Below are 15,570 nucleotides of genomic sequence, written 5' to 3' on the forward strand. Positions count from 1 at the left end.
GCGCGCGCTCGTCGGTACGACCCGGGTGAATCACGAGCTGCAGGCGAGCGTCGCCCCGGGATGAGCTTGCCTGCGCCGGGTGCAGCCGAGAACTCCCATGGTGCTTGTCGGACGGATCTCCGCCGGCGACCTGCTCGCCCGCGCGAGCGTGGCCGCGATCCGTCGACTATCCTCTCGCGCCCATGAGCGTCCATGTCGTCGTGTGCGCGTTCGCGATTGCCCTCCTCGCCGCGTGCTCCAAGACGTCGTCATCGGCGACGACGTCGACGGACGCGGGCGCGGGCGCGACGGGCGGCGCGCGCCTCCGCATCGCCGTCGTGCCGAAGGGGACGACACACGAGTTCTGGAAGAGCGTGCACGCAGGCGCGGTGAAGGCTTCGCGCGAGCTCGACGTCGACGTCGTGTGGAAAGGGCCGCTCCGGGAGGACGACCTCAAGGCGCAGGTCGATGTCGTCTCGAGCTTCGTCGCGCAGGGCGTCTCCGGCATCGTGCTCGCGCCGCTCGACGCCGCGGCGCTGAGGGCGCCGGTCAGGGCGGCGAGGCAGGCGAAGATCCCGGTTGTCGTGTTCGACTCCGATCTCGCCAGCGACGATCACGTGAGCTTCGTCGCGACCGACAACGAGGCGGCCGGGAGGCTCGCCGGTGAGCACCTCGGCAAGGCGATCGGCGAGGACGGCAAGGTCGTCGTGCTCCGCTACCAGGAGGGCTCGGCGAGCACGCAGCACCGCGAGAAGGGGTTCCTCGACGCGATCCGCGCGAGTCCAGGCGTCACCATCGCGAGCGAGAACCAGTATGGCGGCGCCACCACGGAGTCGGCGTTCCACAAAAGCGAGAGCCTGCTGCTCGCGCAGAGGGCGGCGGAAGGGGCCATCGCCGGGGTGTTCACGCCGAACGAGTCGACGACGTTCGGGATGCTGCAGGCGCTCCGCAAGACGAACGTCGCGAGGAAGGTGAAGTTCGTCGGCTTCGACGCGTCGGAGAAGCTCCTCGGCGCGCTGCGCGAGGGCGACATCGAGGCGCTCGTCGTGCAGAACCCGTTCAACATGGGGTACGTCGCGGTCAAGACGATGGTGGCGCACCTCCACGGAGAGAAGGTCGAGGCGCGCATCGACACGGGCTCGCGCGTCGTCACGAGGCAGGACCTCGACGACCCGGCGGTGCAGGAGATCGTGAGACCCGACCTCGCCAGGTGGCTCGGGGAGTGAGCGGCCCGTGGGCGGAGAGCGCGCGCCCGTCCTCGAGGTGACCGGCCTCGCCAAGGCGTTCGGCCCGAACCCGGTGCTGCGCGACGTCTCGCTGCGGGTAGCGCCCGCGAGCATCCACGCGCTGCTCGGCGAGAACGGCGCGGGCAAGAGCACGCTGGCGCGCGTCCTGCTCGGCATGGAGCGCGCGGACGCGGGCGCGATCCTGCTCGGAGGGGCGCGGTACGCGCCGGCGTCGGCCGAGGAGGCGCGCCGCGCGGGCGTCGTCCTGGTGCCGCAGGAGCGGACGCTCTGCGCCCACCTCACGGTCGTCGACAACGTGGTGCTCGGGATCGAGCCGCGCGCGCGCGCGTGGCTAGGGCTAGAGATCCGGGACCGCTCGCGGGCGCGCGCCGTGGCGCGGGCGGCGATCGCGCTCGTCACGGCGGATCCGGGCCGCGTGCCGCTCGACGCGCGGGCCGGGGAGCTCGGCGTCGCCGATCAGCAGCTCGTCGAGATCGCGCGGGCGCTCGCGCAGGGCGGCCTCGGCGAGGACGGGCGGCTCGCGGCGCGGCTCCTCGTCCTCGACGAGCCGACATCGAGCCTGGGCCAGTCGGACGCCGCGCGCCTGTTCGAGCGCGTCGGCGCCCTGCGAGACGCCGGCCTCGCGGTGCTGCTCGTGACCCACTTCCTCTCGGACGTGCGCGCGCACGCCGATCGCTACACGGTGCTCCGCGACGGCCGCGTCGCGGGAGAGGGCGATCCGCGCGAGATCGAGCCGGCGCAGATCGTCCGCGAGATGCTGGGCCGCGCGCTGGATGACTCGCGCGCGAGCGCGGTGTCCGAGGCGGCGCCTCCGGACGGCGGCGAGGTGGTGCTCGAGGCCGAGGGCGTCTCCGGCGTGAAGCGGCCGAAGCGCGCGTCGCTGACGCTGCGCCGGGGGGAGATCCTTGGCATCGCCGGCCTCGTGGGCTCGGGGCGGACGGAGCTGCTCCGCATCCTCGCGGGGCTCGATCCGAGGCGCGGCGGGACGGTCGCGCTGCGCGCTCCTCGCGGGATCGGCCTGCTGAGCGAGGATCGCGGCGGGGAAGGGTTGATGCTCGGCCGCTCGCTCGCCGAGAACGTCTGGCTCTCGCCGCGCGCCCCGCGCTTCGCCAGGCCGAGATCGGTCCTCTCGGAGGGCGCGCGCTGGATCGAGGAGCTCGCGATCCGGGCACGCGGGCCGGAGCAGCGCGCCGGCGAGCTCTCGGGCGGCAACCAGCAGAAGGTCCAGATCGCGCGGCTGCTCCGCGAGGACTTCGACGTGCTCCTCGTCGACGAGCCGACGCGCGGCATCGACGTGGCGAGCAAGGCGCAGGTGCTGGCGCTGCTCCGGGAGCTGGCGCGCGCCGGCAAGGCGATCGTGCTCGTGTCGAGCCAGCTCGACGAGCTCGTCACGACCTGCGATCGCATCGCGGTCCTCCGCCGGGGGACCCTCGACCCGCCGCGGCCCGCGTCGTCATGGACCGAGGCGTCGCTCCTCCTGGAGGTATCCTCGTGAAGAAGCGTCCGCCGTGGGTGGGGCCGCTCGTCGCGCTGCTGCTCGTCTATGCGCTCTTCGCGGCGCTGACGCCCGACACGTTCCTGCGCAGCCAGAACCTGCTCACGATGGCGCGGCAGACGGTGGTGGTCGGCATCTGCGCCGTCGGCATGACGCTCGTCATCGCGACCGGCGGGATCGACCTCTCCACGGGCTCGCTCGTCGCGTTCACGACGGTCGTGCTCGCGAAGCTGCTGCGCGCGGGGGTGCCGGCGCTCCCGGCGGCGCTCGTCGCCGCGGCGGCGGCGGGCCTCGTGGGCGCCCTCGTCGGGACGCTCGTGGGGCGGGCGCGGATGGTGCCCTTCGTCGTGACGCTGGGCACGATGAGCGCGCTGCGCGGCGCGGCGAAGGGGCTCGCGTCCGAGCAGAAGATCGACGCGGATCCGCGCGGTCTCGACGCGCTGCTGTCGTCCGACCTCACCGCGCCCGGGCTGTGGATGACGGCGGCGCTGGCGATCCTGGTCTTCGCCGTCCTCATGTTCACGCGCTTCGGGCGGCACGTGTTCGCGGTCGGCAGCAACGAGGCCGCGGCGCGCCTGTGCGGCATCGACACGGGGCGCGTGAAGATCGCGGTGTACACGCTGTCGAGCCTCCTCGCGGGGGTCGCGGGGGTGATGGAGTTCTCGACGCTGACGGTGGGTGATCCGACCGACTCGATCGGCCTGGAGCTCGAGGTCATCGCGGCGGTGGTCATCGGCGGCGCGCCGCTCTCGGGCGGCGAGGGGAGCGTCGCGGGGAGCGTGATCGGGGCGCTGCTCATCACGGTCATCCGGACAGGCGGCGTCCACCTCGGGTTGCCGAGCTGGGTGCAGGAGATCGCGACGGGCGCGATCATCGTTGTCGCCGTCGCGGTCGACCGGGTGCGGCGCGCGCGGGGGGCGCGCGCCGCCGCGGGCTGACGGTGATCCGACGCGCGCGGCCGGTGTGTCGAGGCGTGTCCGATGCTCACGGATCCGAGGGAGCCAGCGGGCCAGGTCGGGCTCGCCTGGCGTCGTGGGCGGCGCACAGGCGGCCTCGGCGCCTGGATCAAGGGCAGGCGCTCGGGCTGCACATCGCTTACCGCGCGGCGGAGCTCCACGGCTTCCGCCTCGGTTTGCGGCCGTCCTCAGGGGATCTGCACCTCGGTGGAGCCGATCTTCTTCGGATCGTTCGGATCGTTGATGTTGTCCCAGCGGCGGTACAGCTCGACGGCAAAGGTCCCCTCGCTCAGGCCCTTGATGGCCATGTCGATGTCATAGCGGCAGTCGCACCCGGCCACGGACCCGGGGTCCATGTCCACGGGTTGCACGAGCACATCCACCCTGCTGTCGGCGATCCGGACAAACCCTTCCACCTCCTGATCGCAACGGAACTGCGCGGCGCGGTACTCGATGTGAACAGCGCCGCGCTCGGGCGTCGCCACAAGCGCCTCCTGCACCGTGTCCTCGGACACGCCCGCCTTGCACTCGCTCTGGGTCAGGCCCTCGATCGCCTCTGCATCCTCCCAGCCCTCGGGCAAGTCCGCCCCGCCACAGCCGACCACCAGGAGCGCCGCGACCATCCACGCCATGTTGTGCATCTCGTCCCTCCGGTGAGCTCTCATAGCAACGTGTGTGCCTGGTGTGTGCCCCCAACCTCACAGGGCGCAGCGGCTGATCTCCGGGGACATCCGTGTCGCGGGTGTGCCATGGGCTCTTCGGTCGCTGTGGGATCGATGAGCGGACCGCCGCACGACGGAGGTACTCTGCGATGATGCTGGCGACTGGCCACGCGAGGAGCGAGCGGCCCGAGAGGTGTCCACGCCGCTGAGCAAAACCTTTCGGATCGAGGAGGGCGTGATGCGGCGATCGCTGGGGCTGATCTTGTGCTTGTCGATGGCGACCGTAGTTGCGGCTTGCGGGGACGACCCGCATGGGGGTGACGGGGGGACAGGCACGGGCGGCGCCGGAGCGACGAGCTCCTCGGGAGCCGGCCCGGGCTCGGGCGGCTCGACGCCGGAGCCTCCGGTGCATGAGGGGGATGGCCCCGCGGCAGGCAACCCGGAGGGGAGCTGCGCTGTTCCGGCCGAGGCCCAGGCCGCCGACACCTCGTCACCGACGACGGTGATCGGCGACGGGACGCCGGAGAGCTGCACCTCGGAGGCCGTCGTCAGCGCCGTCGCGGCCGGCGGCATCATCACGTTCGACTGCGGCCCGGAGCCGATCACCATCACGCTCGAGGAGACGGCGAAGATCTTCAACGATACGGGCCCCGAGATCGTGATCGACGGCGGCGGGCTCGTGACCTTGAGCGGGGGCGGGCAGCGGCGGATCCTCTACATGAACACCTGCGACGAGGCGCAAGTCTGGACGACGCCGAACTGCGACAACCAGGACCACCCGCGCCTGACGGTCCAGAACCTCACGTTCTTCGGGGGCAACTCGACGAACGATGACGACGAGGGCGGCGGAGCCATCTTCGCGCAAGGCGGGCGCCTGAAGGTCGTCAACTCACGCTTCTTCAACAACACGTGTGATCCGACCGGCCCCGACATCGGCGGCGCCGGGATCCGGGCGTTCATGCAGTACAACGGGCTTCCGCTCCACGTGGTGAACAGCACCTTCGGCGGCGCCGAAGGCTACGGGAACGAGTGCGCGAACGGCGGCGGCATCAGCAGCATCGGCGTCTCGTGGACGGTCATCAACAGCCTGTTCTCCGACAACCGCGCGCTCGGCAACGGCGGCAACCCCGCGATGGCCGGGACGCCGGGCGGCGGCAGCGGCGGGGCCATCTACAACGACGGCACCACGATGACGCTCACGCTCTGTGGGACCCGGATCGAGCGAAACGAGGTGAACGCCCACGGGAGCGCGATCTTCTTCGTGACCAACGATCACACAGGAAACATCGTCATCGACCGGTCGGTGATCACCAACAACATCGGCGGGTCGTGGTACCCGACCTATCCGCAGATCTCGAACCACGATGACACGCCGATCATGGTCACGGCGTCGACCATCGAGTGAACGCGGCCGGTCGCGTGCGGCCCTGGCGCCGGTCGCGGGGTCGCCCGACGCTCCCCTGCGCGGTCGGGCGCCGCCGGACCTATTCAGCTCACGGCGAACTCCGTAAGCTCGCCAGCGCAGGCCGCTGCCCTGCGCACAATGTCGGCACCGGTTCGTCTGTTCCTCTCCTCTGCCGCCGCGGACGCCGCACTCTGTGCCGAGCTCGTGGCGCACCTGAAGCCCCTGGAACGGCAGAGGGTCGTCGAGGTCTGGCACGACGGCCGGGTCCACGCCGGCGGAGAGCCGGCGACCGAGGCGCTGGCGAGGCTCGAGGCGGCGGAGGTCGTGGTCCTGCTGGTGAGCCCTGCGTTCCTGGCGTCGGATCGCCACGTCCACGAGGAGGCCGCGCGAGCGCTGGCCCGGCGCGCTGCGGGCGAGGTCGAGGTCGTGCCGGTGCTCGTCCAGCACTGCACCTGGGAATGGACCGAATTCGGCAAGCTCATCCCGCTGCCCAGGCAAGCGCCGGTCGGCGCCTTTCCGGACCGGAACCAGGCCTGGACGGAGATCGCGCGGGGCCTGCGCGCCGTGGCCGAGGGCGTCGTCGTTCGGCGGCCGTCCGCCGGCGGCCGGCGCACGCTGGCAGCGGGGCTGCCGCGAGCCGAGCGGTGCATCGGCCGCGACGCCGTCGTCGAGACCCTCGGCGCGGCGCTCCTGCGTGAGCCGCCCGAGCGCATACTGCTCCTCGGACCAGCGGGGATCGGCAAGAGCACGGTCAGCCTGGCGGTCCTGCACCAGCCCTGGATCGTGGCCCATTTCGGGGAGCGGCGCTTCTTCGTGCCGCTCGACGCCGCGCCGGACGCGGAGGCGGCTACCGCGGCGCTCGCCGCCGCGCTGCGCGTCACCTCTGGACCGGATGCCTGGCAGCGAGCGCTGTCGTTTCTCGCCGCGGAGCCGGCGGTGCTCGTGCTCGACAACCTGGAGACCCCCTGGGACGGCGAGGACCAGGCCGGGACCGAAGCGCTGCTCGCGGAGCTCGCGGCGCTGCCGGAGCTGGCCCTCGTGGTGTCCGTGCGGGGCGCGGGCCGCCCTGGCCTGGTCGCTTGGGCCCCTCCGCTGGAGCTCCGGCCGCTCAACGCGGCCGAGGCCGAGGAGATGTTCTGCGCGATCGCGGGCGAGGTGCACCGGGGCAAGCCGGCGCTCTCGGCGCTCCTTTCGCTGCAGCAGGGGGTGCCGCTGGCGATCGCGTTGCTCGCGCACGCGGCCCAGGGCAACGACCTGATCAACCTGCAAGAGGAGTGGGAGGCGCGCCGGACGGCGGTGCTCGAGCGCGACAGCGGAGCGCGCAACCGGCTCCGGAGCTGGAAGGCCTCGCTGGAGCTATCGCTCGGGTCTCCAAGGATGACGGCTGGGGCGCGCCGCCTGCTGTCGGTCCTCGCGTTGCTCCCGGACGGGATCGCGCAGCGGGATCTCGCGGCGCTGCAGCCTGGCGCGGGACCGACAGCGGCGCGTGCGCTGGCGCAGGTGGGTCTGGCCTATTTCGAGGGCGGCCGGCTGAAGATGCTCTCGCCCGTGCGCGAGTACGTGAAGGCGGTAGTTCAGCCGTCCGTCGAGGATCTTCGGCGAGCGATGGAGCACTACGGCGAGCTGGCGCGCACGCTCGGTCCGGTGCCAGGGAGAACCAGCGGCGCGGAGGCCGCGGTGCGGCTCGCGGCGGAGACGGCGAACGTGGACGCGATGATCCGGTGCGGGCTCGAGGAAGCCGGCACGGAACGATGGATGGATGCGGCGGTAGCATTGACCCGCTTCGCGCGTTTCTCCGGGAACGCGGTGCCGTTGTCCCTCGGGCGAGCGCTCGAGGTGGCGCGGCGCGCCGGCGACAGGCGGCGAGAGGCGACATGCATCGAGAGCCTCGGGGACATCGCGAGGGCGCGCTCGCAGCACGAGGAGGCGAGGGCGCGCTACGAGCAGGCGCTGCCGCTCTACCGGCAGGTGGGGTATGTGCTCGGCGAGGCCAACTGCATCAAGAGCCTCGGGGACATCGCGCGTGCGCGCTCGCAGCACGAGGAGGCGAGGGCGCGCTACGACCAGGCGCTGCCGCTCTACCGGCAGGTGGGGCATGCGCTCGGCGAGGCCAACTGCATCCAGAGCCTCGGGGACATCGCGCTGGCGCGTCGCAGCACGAGGAGGCGAGGGCGCGCTACGACCAGGCGCTGCCGCTCTACCGGCAGGTGGGGCATGTGCTCGGCGAGGCCAACTGCATCCAGAGCCTCGGGGACATCGCGCTGGCGCGCTCGCAGCACGAGGAGGCGCGGGCGCGCTACGATGAGGCCCTGCCGCTCTACCGGCACGTGAGGAATGTGCTCGGTGAGGCCAACTGCATCCAGGGCCTCGGGGACATCGCGCTGGCGGGCTCGCGACACGACGAGGCGAGGGCGCGCTACGACCAGGCGCTGCCGCTCTATCAGCAGGTGGGAAACGTGCGTGGCGAGGCGAACTGCATCATGAGCCTCGGCGCCGTCGCGCTGGCGCGCTCGCAGCACGAGGGGGCGAGGGCACGCTACGACCAGGCGCTGCCGCTCTACCGGCAGATCGGCGATGTGCTCGGTGAGGCCAATTGCATCACGCGTCTTGGAGACATCGCCTTGGCTCGCAGCGATGCCAGCGCCGCCCGCGCTCATTACAAGCAGTCGCTCGCCCTGTACCAGCGTATCCCGGACCCCTACTCGATCGGGGGGATCCTTCGTCACCTTGCCCTCATCTCGGCGTCTGACAGCGCCGGTCAGCATCGGGATGTCGAAGCTGCGCCCAGCGGGCGAAGCAGCCTCGAACCGCTCGACTTCGACGTGGACGCAGACCGAACCTTGCCTGGTGGCCTCCGATGAGCACCCGCGCGCGCCTCCAGCCGACGTCGGATCCGCTCTCGGACATCGCGCGCCGCGTCGGCTACGGGTCCGAGGCGGCGTTCTGCAGGGCGTTCAAGCGGGCGTTCGGCGTGCCGCCGGGCAGCGTGCGCCGCGGCGCCGCGACGGGGGAGCACGCGCCGAGGGCGGGCGCCCGGCCGTGACCGCATCCGGTCACACTCCGCCGCCGCCGCGCGATGAAGGGGGATGCCGAACCGCCGCTCGCTCCCCGGACCGCATCACCTGCTCGCGCTCGCGCTGGCCGCAGCGCTGACCGCGCCCGCTGCCACCGCGCGCGCCGAGACCTGCGCCGCCACCGAGAGCCAGGCGCTCCCGGACGCGCTGCCGATGCGCGATTTCGCCGCCCGCCTCGGCGAGCGCATCGACGCGTGCGCCGCCGACGCGCGGCGCCCCGACGCCGAGCGCTTCTGCGCGGAGCACGGGCTCGAGTGCGGCGCCGGGCGGGTCCGCGACTACGTGCGCGTCCGGACGCTCTTCGAGATGACGCGCGACGGCGGTCCGTTCCGGCTGCGCTGGAGCATCACCGATCGCAACCCGACCGCCTGGCACATCTGGGCCGCGTGGAGGCAGAGCCCTCCGCTCGCGTCGTCGGCCGGGCCTTCGGCGACGGCGGAGTGCGACGAGCTCTCGGCGCTCTTCGCCGGGCTGGCGCGCCGGCTCGACGTCCGCGGGGTCGGCCTCTTCTGGCCGACGTGGAACCACACGATCGCCGCGTGGGACGTGGCCCCGTCCGTCCGCGTGCTGGTCCCGACGTCGCAGATCTTCCTGTCGTGCGACGCGACGTTCGACCGGACCACGTTCCTGCCGTCGAAGCAGCGTGTCGTCTACGAGCTCCGCGTGACCGACGCGCTCGACAGCGTGCCCGTGCCGCGGCCCCTGGCGGCGTTCCTGCTCGATCAGGTGGCGCACTACGCGGGCGCGTCGCTCGACGTGCTCGCGATGATCCGGACGCACCGGGCGCTGCGCTACGGATCGAGCGTGCCCGCGTCCTGCGGTGAGGGCGCCGCCGCGGCGGCGAAGGCGCTCCGCGCGCGGCCGCTCTCGCCGGCAGACCGCCGGGCGCTCGCGCGCTACGGGGCGACGGAGCTGGGGCTCGCCGCGCCGTCGGCCGAGGCGACGCTCGCGCAGATCGCGGCGCTCAGTCCTCGCCCCGGACGCGATGGATGATGTACCTCGCGGCGAGCTTCCCGAGCTGGCTCGCCGCGGTCCGCGCGCGCCCTCCGCTCGATGGGTTGGTCAACGAGGCTGGCACCGCGGTGTCGATCAAGAACTCGTCGAACACGCCTCCGGCCGGATCGGTGAGCTGCACCATCGCCTTGAGGCGCGTCTTCTTGTTGAGCACGACCGCGAAGATGCCGGGCTCGTAGAACGTCACGTTCGCGCGGAGGAAGAACGGCGCGTCGGCTGCGCTCCTCGCCCTGACGATGGCGACGCCCTCCGACGCCGCCGTCGCGATCAGCGCCTCGGTGAACTCCTCGTTCATCGCCGCCTTGTCCTCCTGCCAGCTCTGCTGCTGCTCGGCGTCCTTCTCCGCCATCCATTCGGCCTCGGAGCCGTCGCCGACCTGGAGGCCGTAGAAGACGATCGGGACGACCCCGAAGCGCCCCTGGCCGTAAAACGGGTTCGGAACCGCTTCACGCATGGTCTTCCAGGGGTGCCCGCACGCGGCGAGCAGGGGAGCCAGGCAGAGCATGAAGATCCAGAGCGCATGACGACGGTGCACGGAGGGCCTCCTTGGGAAGCGTCAGCGGTGAGCGGTCAGCTGTCAGCGGTCAGCGGTCAGCGATGGCGGCGCGGCGCGGCGCGGCGCGGCGACGCTCAACCGCCGAGGATCGACGAGAGCCCGAGGTAGCAGGCCCAGGCCACGACGGCGCTCACCGGGATCGTGAGCACCCACGCCCAGAGGATGCGCGTTGTCACGCCCCAGCGCACCGCGCTCACCCGCTGGCTCGCGCCCGCGCCCATGATGCAGCCGGTGATCACGTGTGTCGTCGACACCGGCATCCCCAGGAACGACGAGGTCAAGATGGTCGCCGCCGCGCTGGTCTCGGCAGCGAAGCCATGAATCGGCTTGAGGTCGATGATCTTGGTGCCCATGGTCTTGATGATCCGCACCCCGCCCGCCGCCGTGCCGAGGGCCATGGCCGTCGCGCAGGCGAAGACCACCCAGAGCGGCACGTGGAAGTCGCCGTGGCCCGAGGGGATCGCGCCGTACGCGACGAGCGCCATCGTGATGATGCCCATGGTCTTCTGGGCGTCGTTGCTCCCGTGCGAGAGCGCCATGAAGCCAGCGGAGACCATCTGCAGGATCCGGAAGCGCCGATTGACGACCGCCGGCCGGGTGCGCCGGACGATCCAGAAGATGGCGATCATCCCGAGGAAGGAGAGCGCGAAGCCCACGACGGGGCTGATGATCAGGCTCTTGACCACCTTCATGAGCCCCGCCCCCTGCACGGCCGCGGTGCCCGCCCGCCCTGCGCCCGCGCCCACGAGCCCGCCCACGAGGGCGTGAGACGACGACGACGGGATACCGAAATACCAGGTGAAGAGGTTCCAGAAGATCGCGCCGACGAGGGCGCTGAGCACCACCACCTGGGTCACCGCCGAAGGGACGATGAGCCCTTTCCCGATGGTGCTCGCCACCGCCGTGCCGGTGAGCGCGCCCCCGAAATTGAACAGCGCCGCGAGCAGCACGGCGGTGCGGATGGGGAGGACTCCGGTGCTCACCACCGTGGCGATGGCGTTGGCCGTGTCGTGGAAGCCGTTGATGTAGTCGAAGACGAGCGCGACCACGATCACGAGGGTCAGCGTGACGAGGAGAGTGTTCATGGCGCGCCCCTCAGGCGTTCTTGATCACCAGCGCCTCCAGCGCGTTGGCGACGTCATCGCAGGCGTCGAGCGTGTTCTCGAGCCCCTCGAGGAACTCCTTGTGCTTGATGAGGTGGATGGCGTCCTTCTCTGTGTTGAAGAGCTCGACGATCGCCGAGCGGAATATCTGATCGCCGTCGTGCTCGAGCTTGGCGATGGCCTTGCAATGCCGGTATATCTCCGACACCCGCTTCATCCCCCGGAGCAGCTTGACGGCGCTGTGGATCTCGGTGCACCCTTCCAGGATCTTGGCGGCGAGCTCCTGGCTCGCCGGCGGGAGATCCTCCATGGCGTGGACCACGACCCGCATCATCGTGGAGTGGACGCGATCGGAGACGTTCTCGAGGTCCGTCGCCAGGGCGTAGATGTCGGAGCGATCGAGCGGCGTGACAAACGTCTTGTTGAGAGCGTCGTAGACGTCGCGGATCACCGCGTCGGCGGCGTGCTCGACGTCGGTGATCCGCGAGACCAGGGCTTGCCTCTCGCTGGCGCTCCGGGCGCTGCAGCACTCCGAGAGGACGTTGGCGCTCTGCAGCGCGCAGTCGGCGCCCCGCTCGAGCAAGTCGAAGAAGTGCTCTTCACGAGGTAAGAGCGATTTGATGACCCGATCGAGCCACATCATGAACCTTTCTTGGCGGGCGGGCGCATCCTAGCACGAGCGCGTGACGCTCGATGGAGACGCTTCGCGCGGGGCAGCCGCCGCCGCCGCTGTGTAAGGTTTTATCGAAGCGTTGTGTAGGGGGGTAAGAAAAATCTACCCTCGTGTCCGTGGTCGCGGGCGTCTCGCGGGGGAACGTCGGCGGTCGCGGTGGGTCGGGGCGTGCGCCGCCGGGGGGCGCTCGACGTCGCGCCCACGCGGGAGCAACTCAGCGGCGGCGGGACCACGCGCCGGGCGGCACGCCGGTCCAGCGCTTGAACGCGCGGGTGAACGCGGCGACGTCGGTGAACCCGACCGCGAACGCCGCCTCGGTCACGGTCGCGCGGTGCGCCGCGAGGAGCTCCTCGGCCATCGCGCGCCGCGCGTCGTCGACGATCGCCTGGAAGCTCGTCCCGCGCTCGGACAGGCGGCGCTGGAGGCTGCGCGCGCTCTGGCCGACGGCGCGCGCGACGTGGTCGAGCGTGGCCTCGCCCTGCGGGATCGCCGTGCGCAGCTCGCGCCGCACGCGCGCGAGCACGTCCTCCTCGGCGCGCGGCAGCACGCGGTGCTCGCCCGCGGGCAGGCCGAGCGCGCGCTCGAGCTGCTGGGCGAGGAGCGCGTAGAGCATCGGGTCGGTGGTGCTCATCCGCGCGTCGAGGAGCGCCCTCGGGTACTCGACCTCGGCGCGCGGCTCGCCGTAGCGGATGGGCGCGCGGAAGACGGTGCGCGCGAGCGCGTCGTCCAGGAGCGGCGGGCGCACGAGGCGGACGACCGTGGGCTCGCGCGGGGGCGTCGCGGCGCGCCGGAAGCGCAGGACGGTGGTCGCCGCGAGGTAGTCCCACACCGCGCTCGGGGCCGTGTGGCCGGGCGCGAGCGCGAAGCGGAACGTCACGTGGGCCGGCCCCTCCTCGAACGTGTGCGCGGCGGCGTCGTGGATGAGCCGCTGGAAGCGCAGGAACGCCCGCACCGCGCCGCGCACGTCGCCCGCGCTCGCGAACGTGTACTCGACGAGCGACTGAGGCGCGGCGTCGACGAGCACCGCGGCGCGCAGGCCGAACGACTCGTCCGCAGCCGAGAACGCGGCCCACGCGCGGCAGAGCTCGTCGTGCGTCACCCGCGCGTCGGGGCGGCCGAGCACCGCGGGGTCGACGCCGATCCGCGCGCACACCTCGGGCGGCGCGACGCCGTCGCGCTGCGAGGCGGTCACGACCGCGATGCCGAGCGCCTGCGCGAAGACCGTGGCCGGCTGGGTCGCGGGGCGCGGGGTCACGGAGGAGGAGCCAGGGTTTCTGCGAGGGGCGGCGGCGTCAAGCGGCGTTCCGCCTGGCCCGCCCTTGGCGCACCGCTTGCAGACTCCGCAGATGCAGATTGCGGGGGCGCCCAGCGCAGCCGTGAATCGCGCGTCGTGTGTGTGACGCGGAATACCAACATCCCTCGCTCAGGGGCGCAACCAGCCGTTGCGGCCAGCTCGTGTTCGCTCTCGGAGGAAGACCATGACCGATCTGCCCACTCGCCTTCTCGGACGCACCGGCGTCCGCGTCACCACCCTCGGTTTCGGCGCCATGGAGCTGCGTGACGCGCCGCGGGGCCCTGAGCTCTCGGATCAGGAGGTGGAGCGCATTCTGAACGACGTGCTGGACGCCGGGATCAACTTCATCGACATCTCCATCGACTACGGTCGCAGCGAGGAGCGGATCGGGCGTTTCCTCTCGCACCGCAGGCACGAGTACTTCCTGGCCTCGAAATGCGGGTGCGTCGTCGGCGGAGCCCAGGGCGAGCACGTGCATACGGCGCAGAACATCCGGCACGGCGTGGAGAACAGCTTGCGCCTGCTGAAGACGGACCACCTCGATCTCGTGCAGTTTCACCGGAGCCTCACCCGGCAGGAGTTCGAGCAGGACGGCGCCCTGGAAGAGGCGCTGAAGCTCAAGAGCGAGGGGAAGGTGCGCTTCCTCGGCGTCTCGGGCACGCTGCCCAACCTGGTCGAGCAGATCGAGCTCGGCGTCTTCGACGCCTTCCAGATCCCGTACTCCGCGCTGCAGCGCGAGCACGAAGAGGTGATCAGCAAGGCCGCCCAGGCCGGCGCCGGGACCATCATCCGCGGCGGCGTGGCGCGCGGCGCGCCCACCGACTGGCAGCGCACGAATTACATGCTGCCGGGCACCACGATGCAGGACCGGTGGGAGCGGGCCAGGCTCGACGAGCTGCTCGATGGCCTGACCCGGATCGAGTTCACCCTGCGCTTCACGCTGTCGCACCCGGGACTCAGCACCACGATCGTCGGGACCCGGAACCCGAAGCACCTGCGCGACAACCTGGAGTTCGCGAGGAAGGGCCCCCTGCCGAGCGAGGTCGTCGCCGAGGCGAAGCGGCGCTTGAGCCAGGCGGGATCGGCGCCGGAGGCGGTGCCCGCGTCGAGCGTGCGCCCGGCCGGCGCGGCGCAGGCGACCGCGCAGGCGCAGGCGCAGAGCCGGCTCTGACGAACCGTCGCAGGCGGCACGCCTGCTCAGGGCGGCGCCGTGGACCCTCGTTGCTGCCATGGCAGCAGGCGGTGGTGATCCGCTGCTGCGGCACGGGCACTCCGCGAGGGCCGCTCACCGCTCTTCCGACAGCGCCACGCGAGCGGGTAAGGTGGTCGTCGATGCTGGCCTTTCTCAGGAAGCGGCGGCGCGACGCCGTCCGCCGTGAGCCCTTTCCTCCCGCGTGGCGCGAGATCCTCGACCGGAACGTGCCCTGCTTCGGCCGCCTTCCGGCCGAGGACCAGCAGGAGCTCCTCGGGCATATCCAGGTCTTTCTGGACGAGAAGCCGTTCGAGGGGTGCGGCGGCCTGGAGATCAGCGACGAGATCCGGGTCACGGTGGCGGCGCAGGCGTGCCTCCTCCTCTTGCACCGCGAGACCGACTACTACCCTGAGCTCGAGGTCGTCCTCGTTTACCCGAGCACCTACGTGGCCCGCGGCCGGGAGGTGCGGGAGGGGGGCGTCGTCGTCGAGGGCGATCACGCGCGGCTCGGAGAGTCGTGGTCGCGGGGGTCGGTCGTGCTCGCGTGGGACGGCGTGCTCGCGGGCGCGGCGGACATGAGCGACGGTCACAACCTCGTGCTCCACGAGTTCGCGCACCAGCTCGACCAGGAGGAAGGGCCCGCCGACGGCGCGCCCGAGCTGCCCGAGCGCTCGATGTACGCGGCGTGGGCGCGCATCCTCGGCCGCGAGTACGAGCGCCTCCTCCGCGACGAGGCGAGCCTCAAGCGCACGGTCATCGACCCGTACGGCGCGACGAACCCGGCCGAGTTCTTCGCCGTCGTCACCGAGGCCTTCTTCGAGAAGCCTCGAAAGCTCAGGGCGAAGCACCCGGAGCTCTACGAGCAGCTGAAGGCGTTCTACTGCCAGGACCCGGCCGGCCGGTAGCGGCGCCGCCCGCCG

The 15,570-nt window shown here is 71.7% G+C and carries 14 protein-coding genes and 1 pseudogene; 10 read left to right on the top strand and 5 right to left on the bottom strand.

The window, feature by feature from the left end; all coding sequences use genetic code 11:
- Window positions 1-182: 182 nt before the first annotated feature.
- The 3 genes from WMF46_RS18120 to WMF46_RS18130 are packed head-to-tail and all read left to right on the top strand — an operon-like array spanning window position 183 to window position 3,659.
- Window positions 183-1,205: an ABC transporter substrate-binding protein gene (locus WMF46_RS18120; protein WP_437986749.1), complete on the top strand. Its 1,023-nt coding sequence runs from the start codon at window positions 183-185 to the stop codon at window positions 1,203-1,205.
- A 7-nt stretch (window positions 1,206-1,212) separates the two neighbouring features.
- Window positions 1,213-2,721: a sugar ABC transporter ATP-binding protein gene (locus WMF46_RS18125; protein WP_437986750.1), complete on the top strand. Its 1,509-nt coding sequence runs from the start codon at window positions 1,213-1,215 to the stop codon at window positions 2,719-2,721.
- A complete protein-coding gene (locus tag WMF46_RS18130; protein WP_437553381.1) occupies window positions 2,718-3,659 on the top strand; it encodes an ABC transporter permease in 942 nt (313 codons plus the stop codon). The genes WMF46_RS18125 and WMF46_RS18130 overlap by 4 nt, the downstream gene beginning before the upstream one ends.
- A gap of 206 nt (window positions 3,660-3,865) precedes the next feature.
- On the opposite strand, the gene WMF46_RS18135 is transcribed toward WMF46_RS18130, so the two are convergent.
- A complete protein-coding gene (locus WMF46_RS18135; protein ID WP_437986751.1) occupies window positions 3,866-4,309 on the bottom strand; it encodes a hypothetical protein in 444 nt (147 codons plus the stop codon).
- Between the two features lie 304 nt (window positions 4,310-4,613).
- Between WMF46_RS18135 and WMF46_RS18140 the strand changes: the two genes are divergently transcribed.
- From WMF46_RS18140 to WMF46_RS18160, 5 genes and pseudogenes are all read left to right on the top strand, one after another.
- Window positions 4,614-5,744, top strand: a complete 1,131-nt coding sequence (locus tag WMF46_RS18140) for a hypothetical protein (RefSeq protein ID WP_437986752.1) — start codon at window positions 4,614-4,616, stop codon at window positions 5,742-5,744.
- 138 nt (window positions 5,745-5,882) lie between these two features.
- Window positions 5,883-7,652, top strand: a pseudogene (locus WMF46_RS18145) (TIR domain-containing protein); the annotation flags it as partial.
- Complete coding sequence (locus WMF46_RS18150) at window positions 7,619-8,605, top strand: tetratricopeptide repeat protein (protein ID WP_437987906.1); 987 nt, start codon at window positions 7,619-7,621, stop codon at window positions 8,603-8,605. The pseudogene WMF46_RS18145 and the gene WMF46_RS18150, both read left to right, overlap by 34 nt.
- Window positions 8,602-8,787, top strand: a complete 186-nt coding sequence (locus WMF46_RS18155) for a helix-turn-helix domain-containing protein (RefSeq protein ID WP_437986753.1) — start codon at window positions 8,602-8,604, stop codon at window positions 8,785-8,787. Before WMF46_RS18150 ends, WMF46_RS18155 begins: the two co-directional genes overlap by 4 nt.
- Before the next feature lie 43 nt (window positions 8,788-8,830).
- Window positions 8,831-9,811 (top strand): hypothetical protein, encoded by a 981-nt coding sequence (locus WMF46_RS18160; protein WP_437986754.1) that lies wholly within the window; start codon window positions 8,831-8,833, stop codon window positions 9,809-9,811.
- Here the strand turns inward: WMF46_RS18160 and WMF46_RS18165 are convergent.
- The 4 genes from WMF46_RS18165 to WMF46_RS18180 all read right to left on the bottom strand — a co-directional run bounded on the left by WMF46_RS18165 (window position 9,783) and on the right by WMF46_RS18180 (window position 13,419).
- Window positions 9,783-10,367, bottom strand: a complete 585-nt coding sequence (locus WMF46_RS18165) for a hypothetical protein (RefSeq protein WP_437986755.1) — start codon at window positions 10,365-10,367, stop codon at window positions 9,783-9,785. The two genes, WMF46_RS18160 and WMF46_RS18165, sit on opposite strands and share 29 nt — an antisense overlap.
- A gap of 95 nt (window positions 10,368-10,462) precedes the next feature.
- Window positions 10,463-11,473, bottom strand: coding sequence for an anion permease (locus WMF46_RS18170; protein ID WP_437986756.1), 1,011 nt, complete (start codon window positions 11,471-11,473; stop codon window positions 10,463-10,465).
- Between the two features lie 10 nt (window positions 11,474-11,483).
- Window positions 11,484-12,134, bottom strand: coding sequence for a DUF47 domain-containing protein (locus WMF46_RS18175; RefSeq protein WP_437986757.1), 651 nt, complete (start codon window positions 12,132-12,134; stop codon window positions 11,484-11,486).
- Window positions 12,135-12,378: 244 nt separating this feature from the next.
- The gene (locus WMF46_RS18180; RefSeq protein ID WP_437986758.1) at window positions 12,379-13,419 is read right to left on the bottom strand and encodes an AraC family transcriptional regulator ligand-binding domain-containing protein; all 1,041 of its coding nucleotides are present in this window, start codon (window positions 13,417-13,419) and stop codon (window positions 12,379-12,381) included.
- A 223-nt stretch (window positions 13,420-13,642) separates the two neighbouring features.
- Between WMF46_RS18180 and WMF46_RS18185 the strand changes: the two genes are divergently transcribed.
- Window positions 13,643-14,629, top strand: a complete 987-nt coding sequence (locus WMF46_RS18185) for an aldo/keto reductase (protein WP_437986759.1) — start codon at window positions 13,643-13,645, stop codon at window positions 14,627-14,629.
- A 161-nt stretch (window positions 14,630-14,790) separates the two neighbouring features.
- Complete coding sequence (locus tag WMF46_RS18190) at window positions 14,791-15,555, top strand: zinc-dependent peptidase (protein ID WP_437986760.1); 765 nt, start codon at window positions 14,791-14,793, stop codon at window positions 15,553-15,555.
- The last annotated feature ends 15 nt before the right edge of the window (window positions 15,556-15,570 follow it).

Origin of the sequence: Sorangium sp. So ce117 (genome assembly GCF_051524395.1) — a bacterium.
Classification (GTDB): domain Bacteria; phylum Myxococcota_A; class Polyangia; order Polyangiales; family Polyangiaceae; genus Sorangium; species Sorangium cellulosum_B.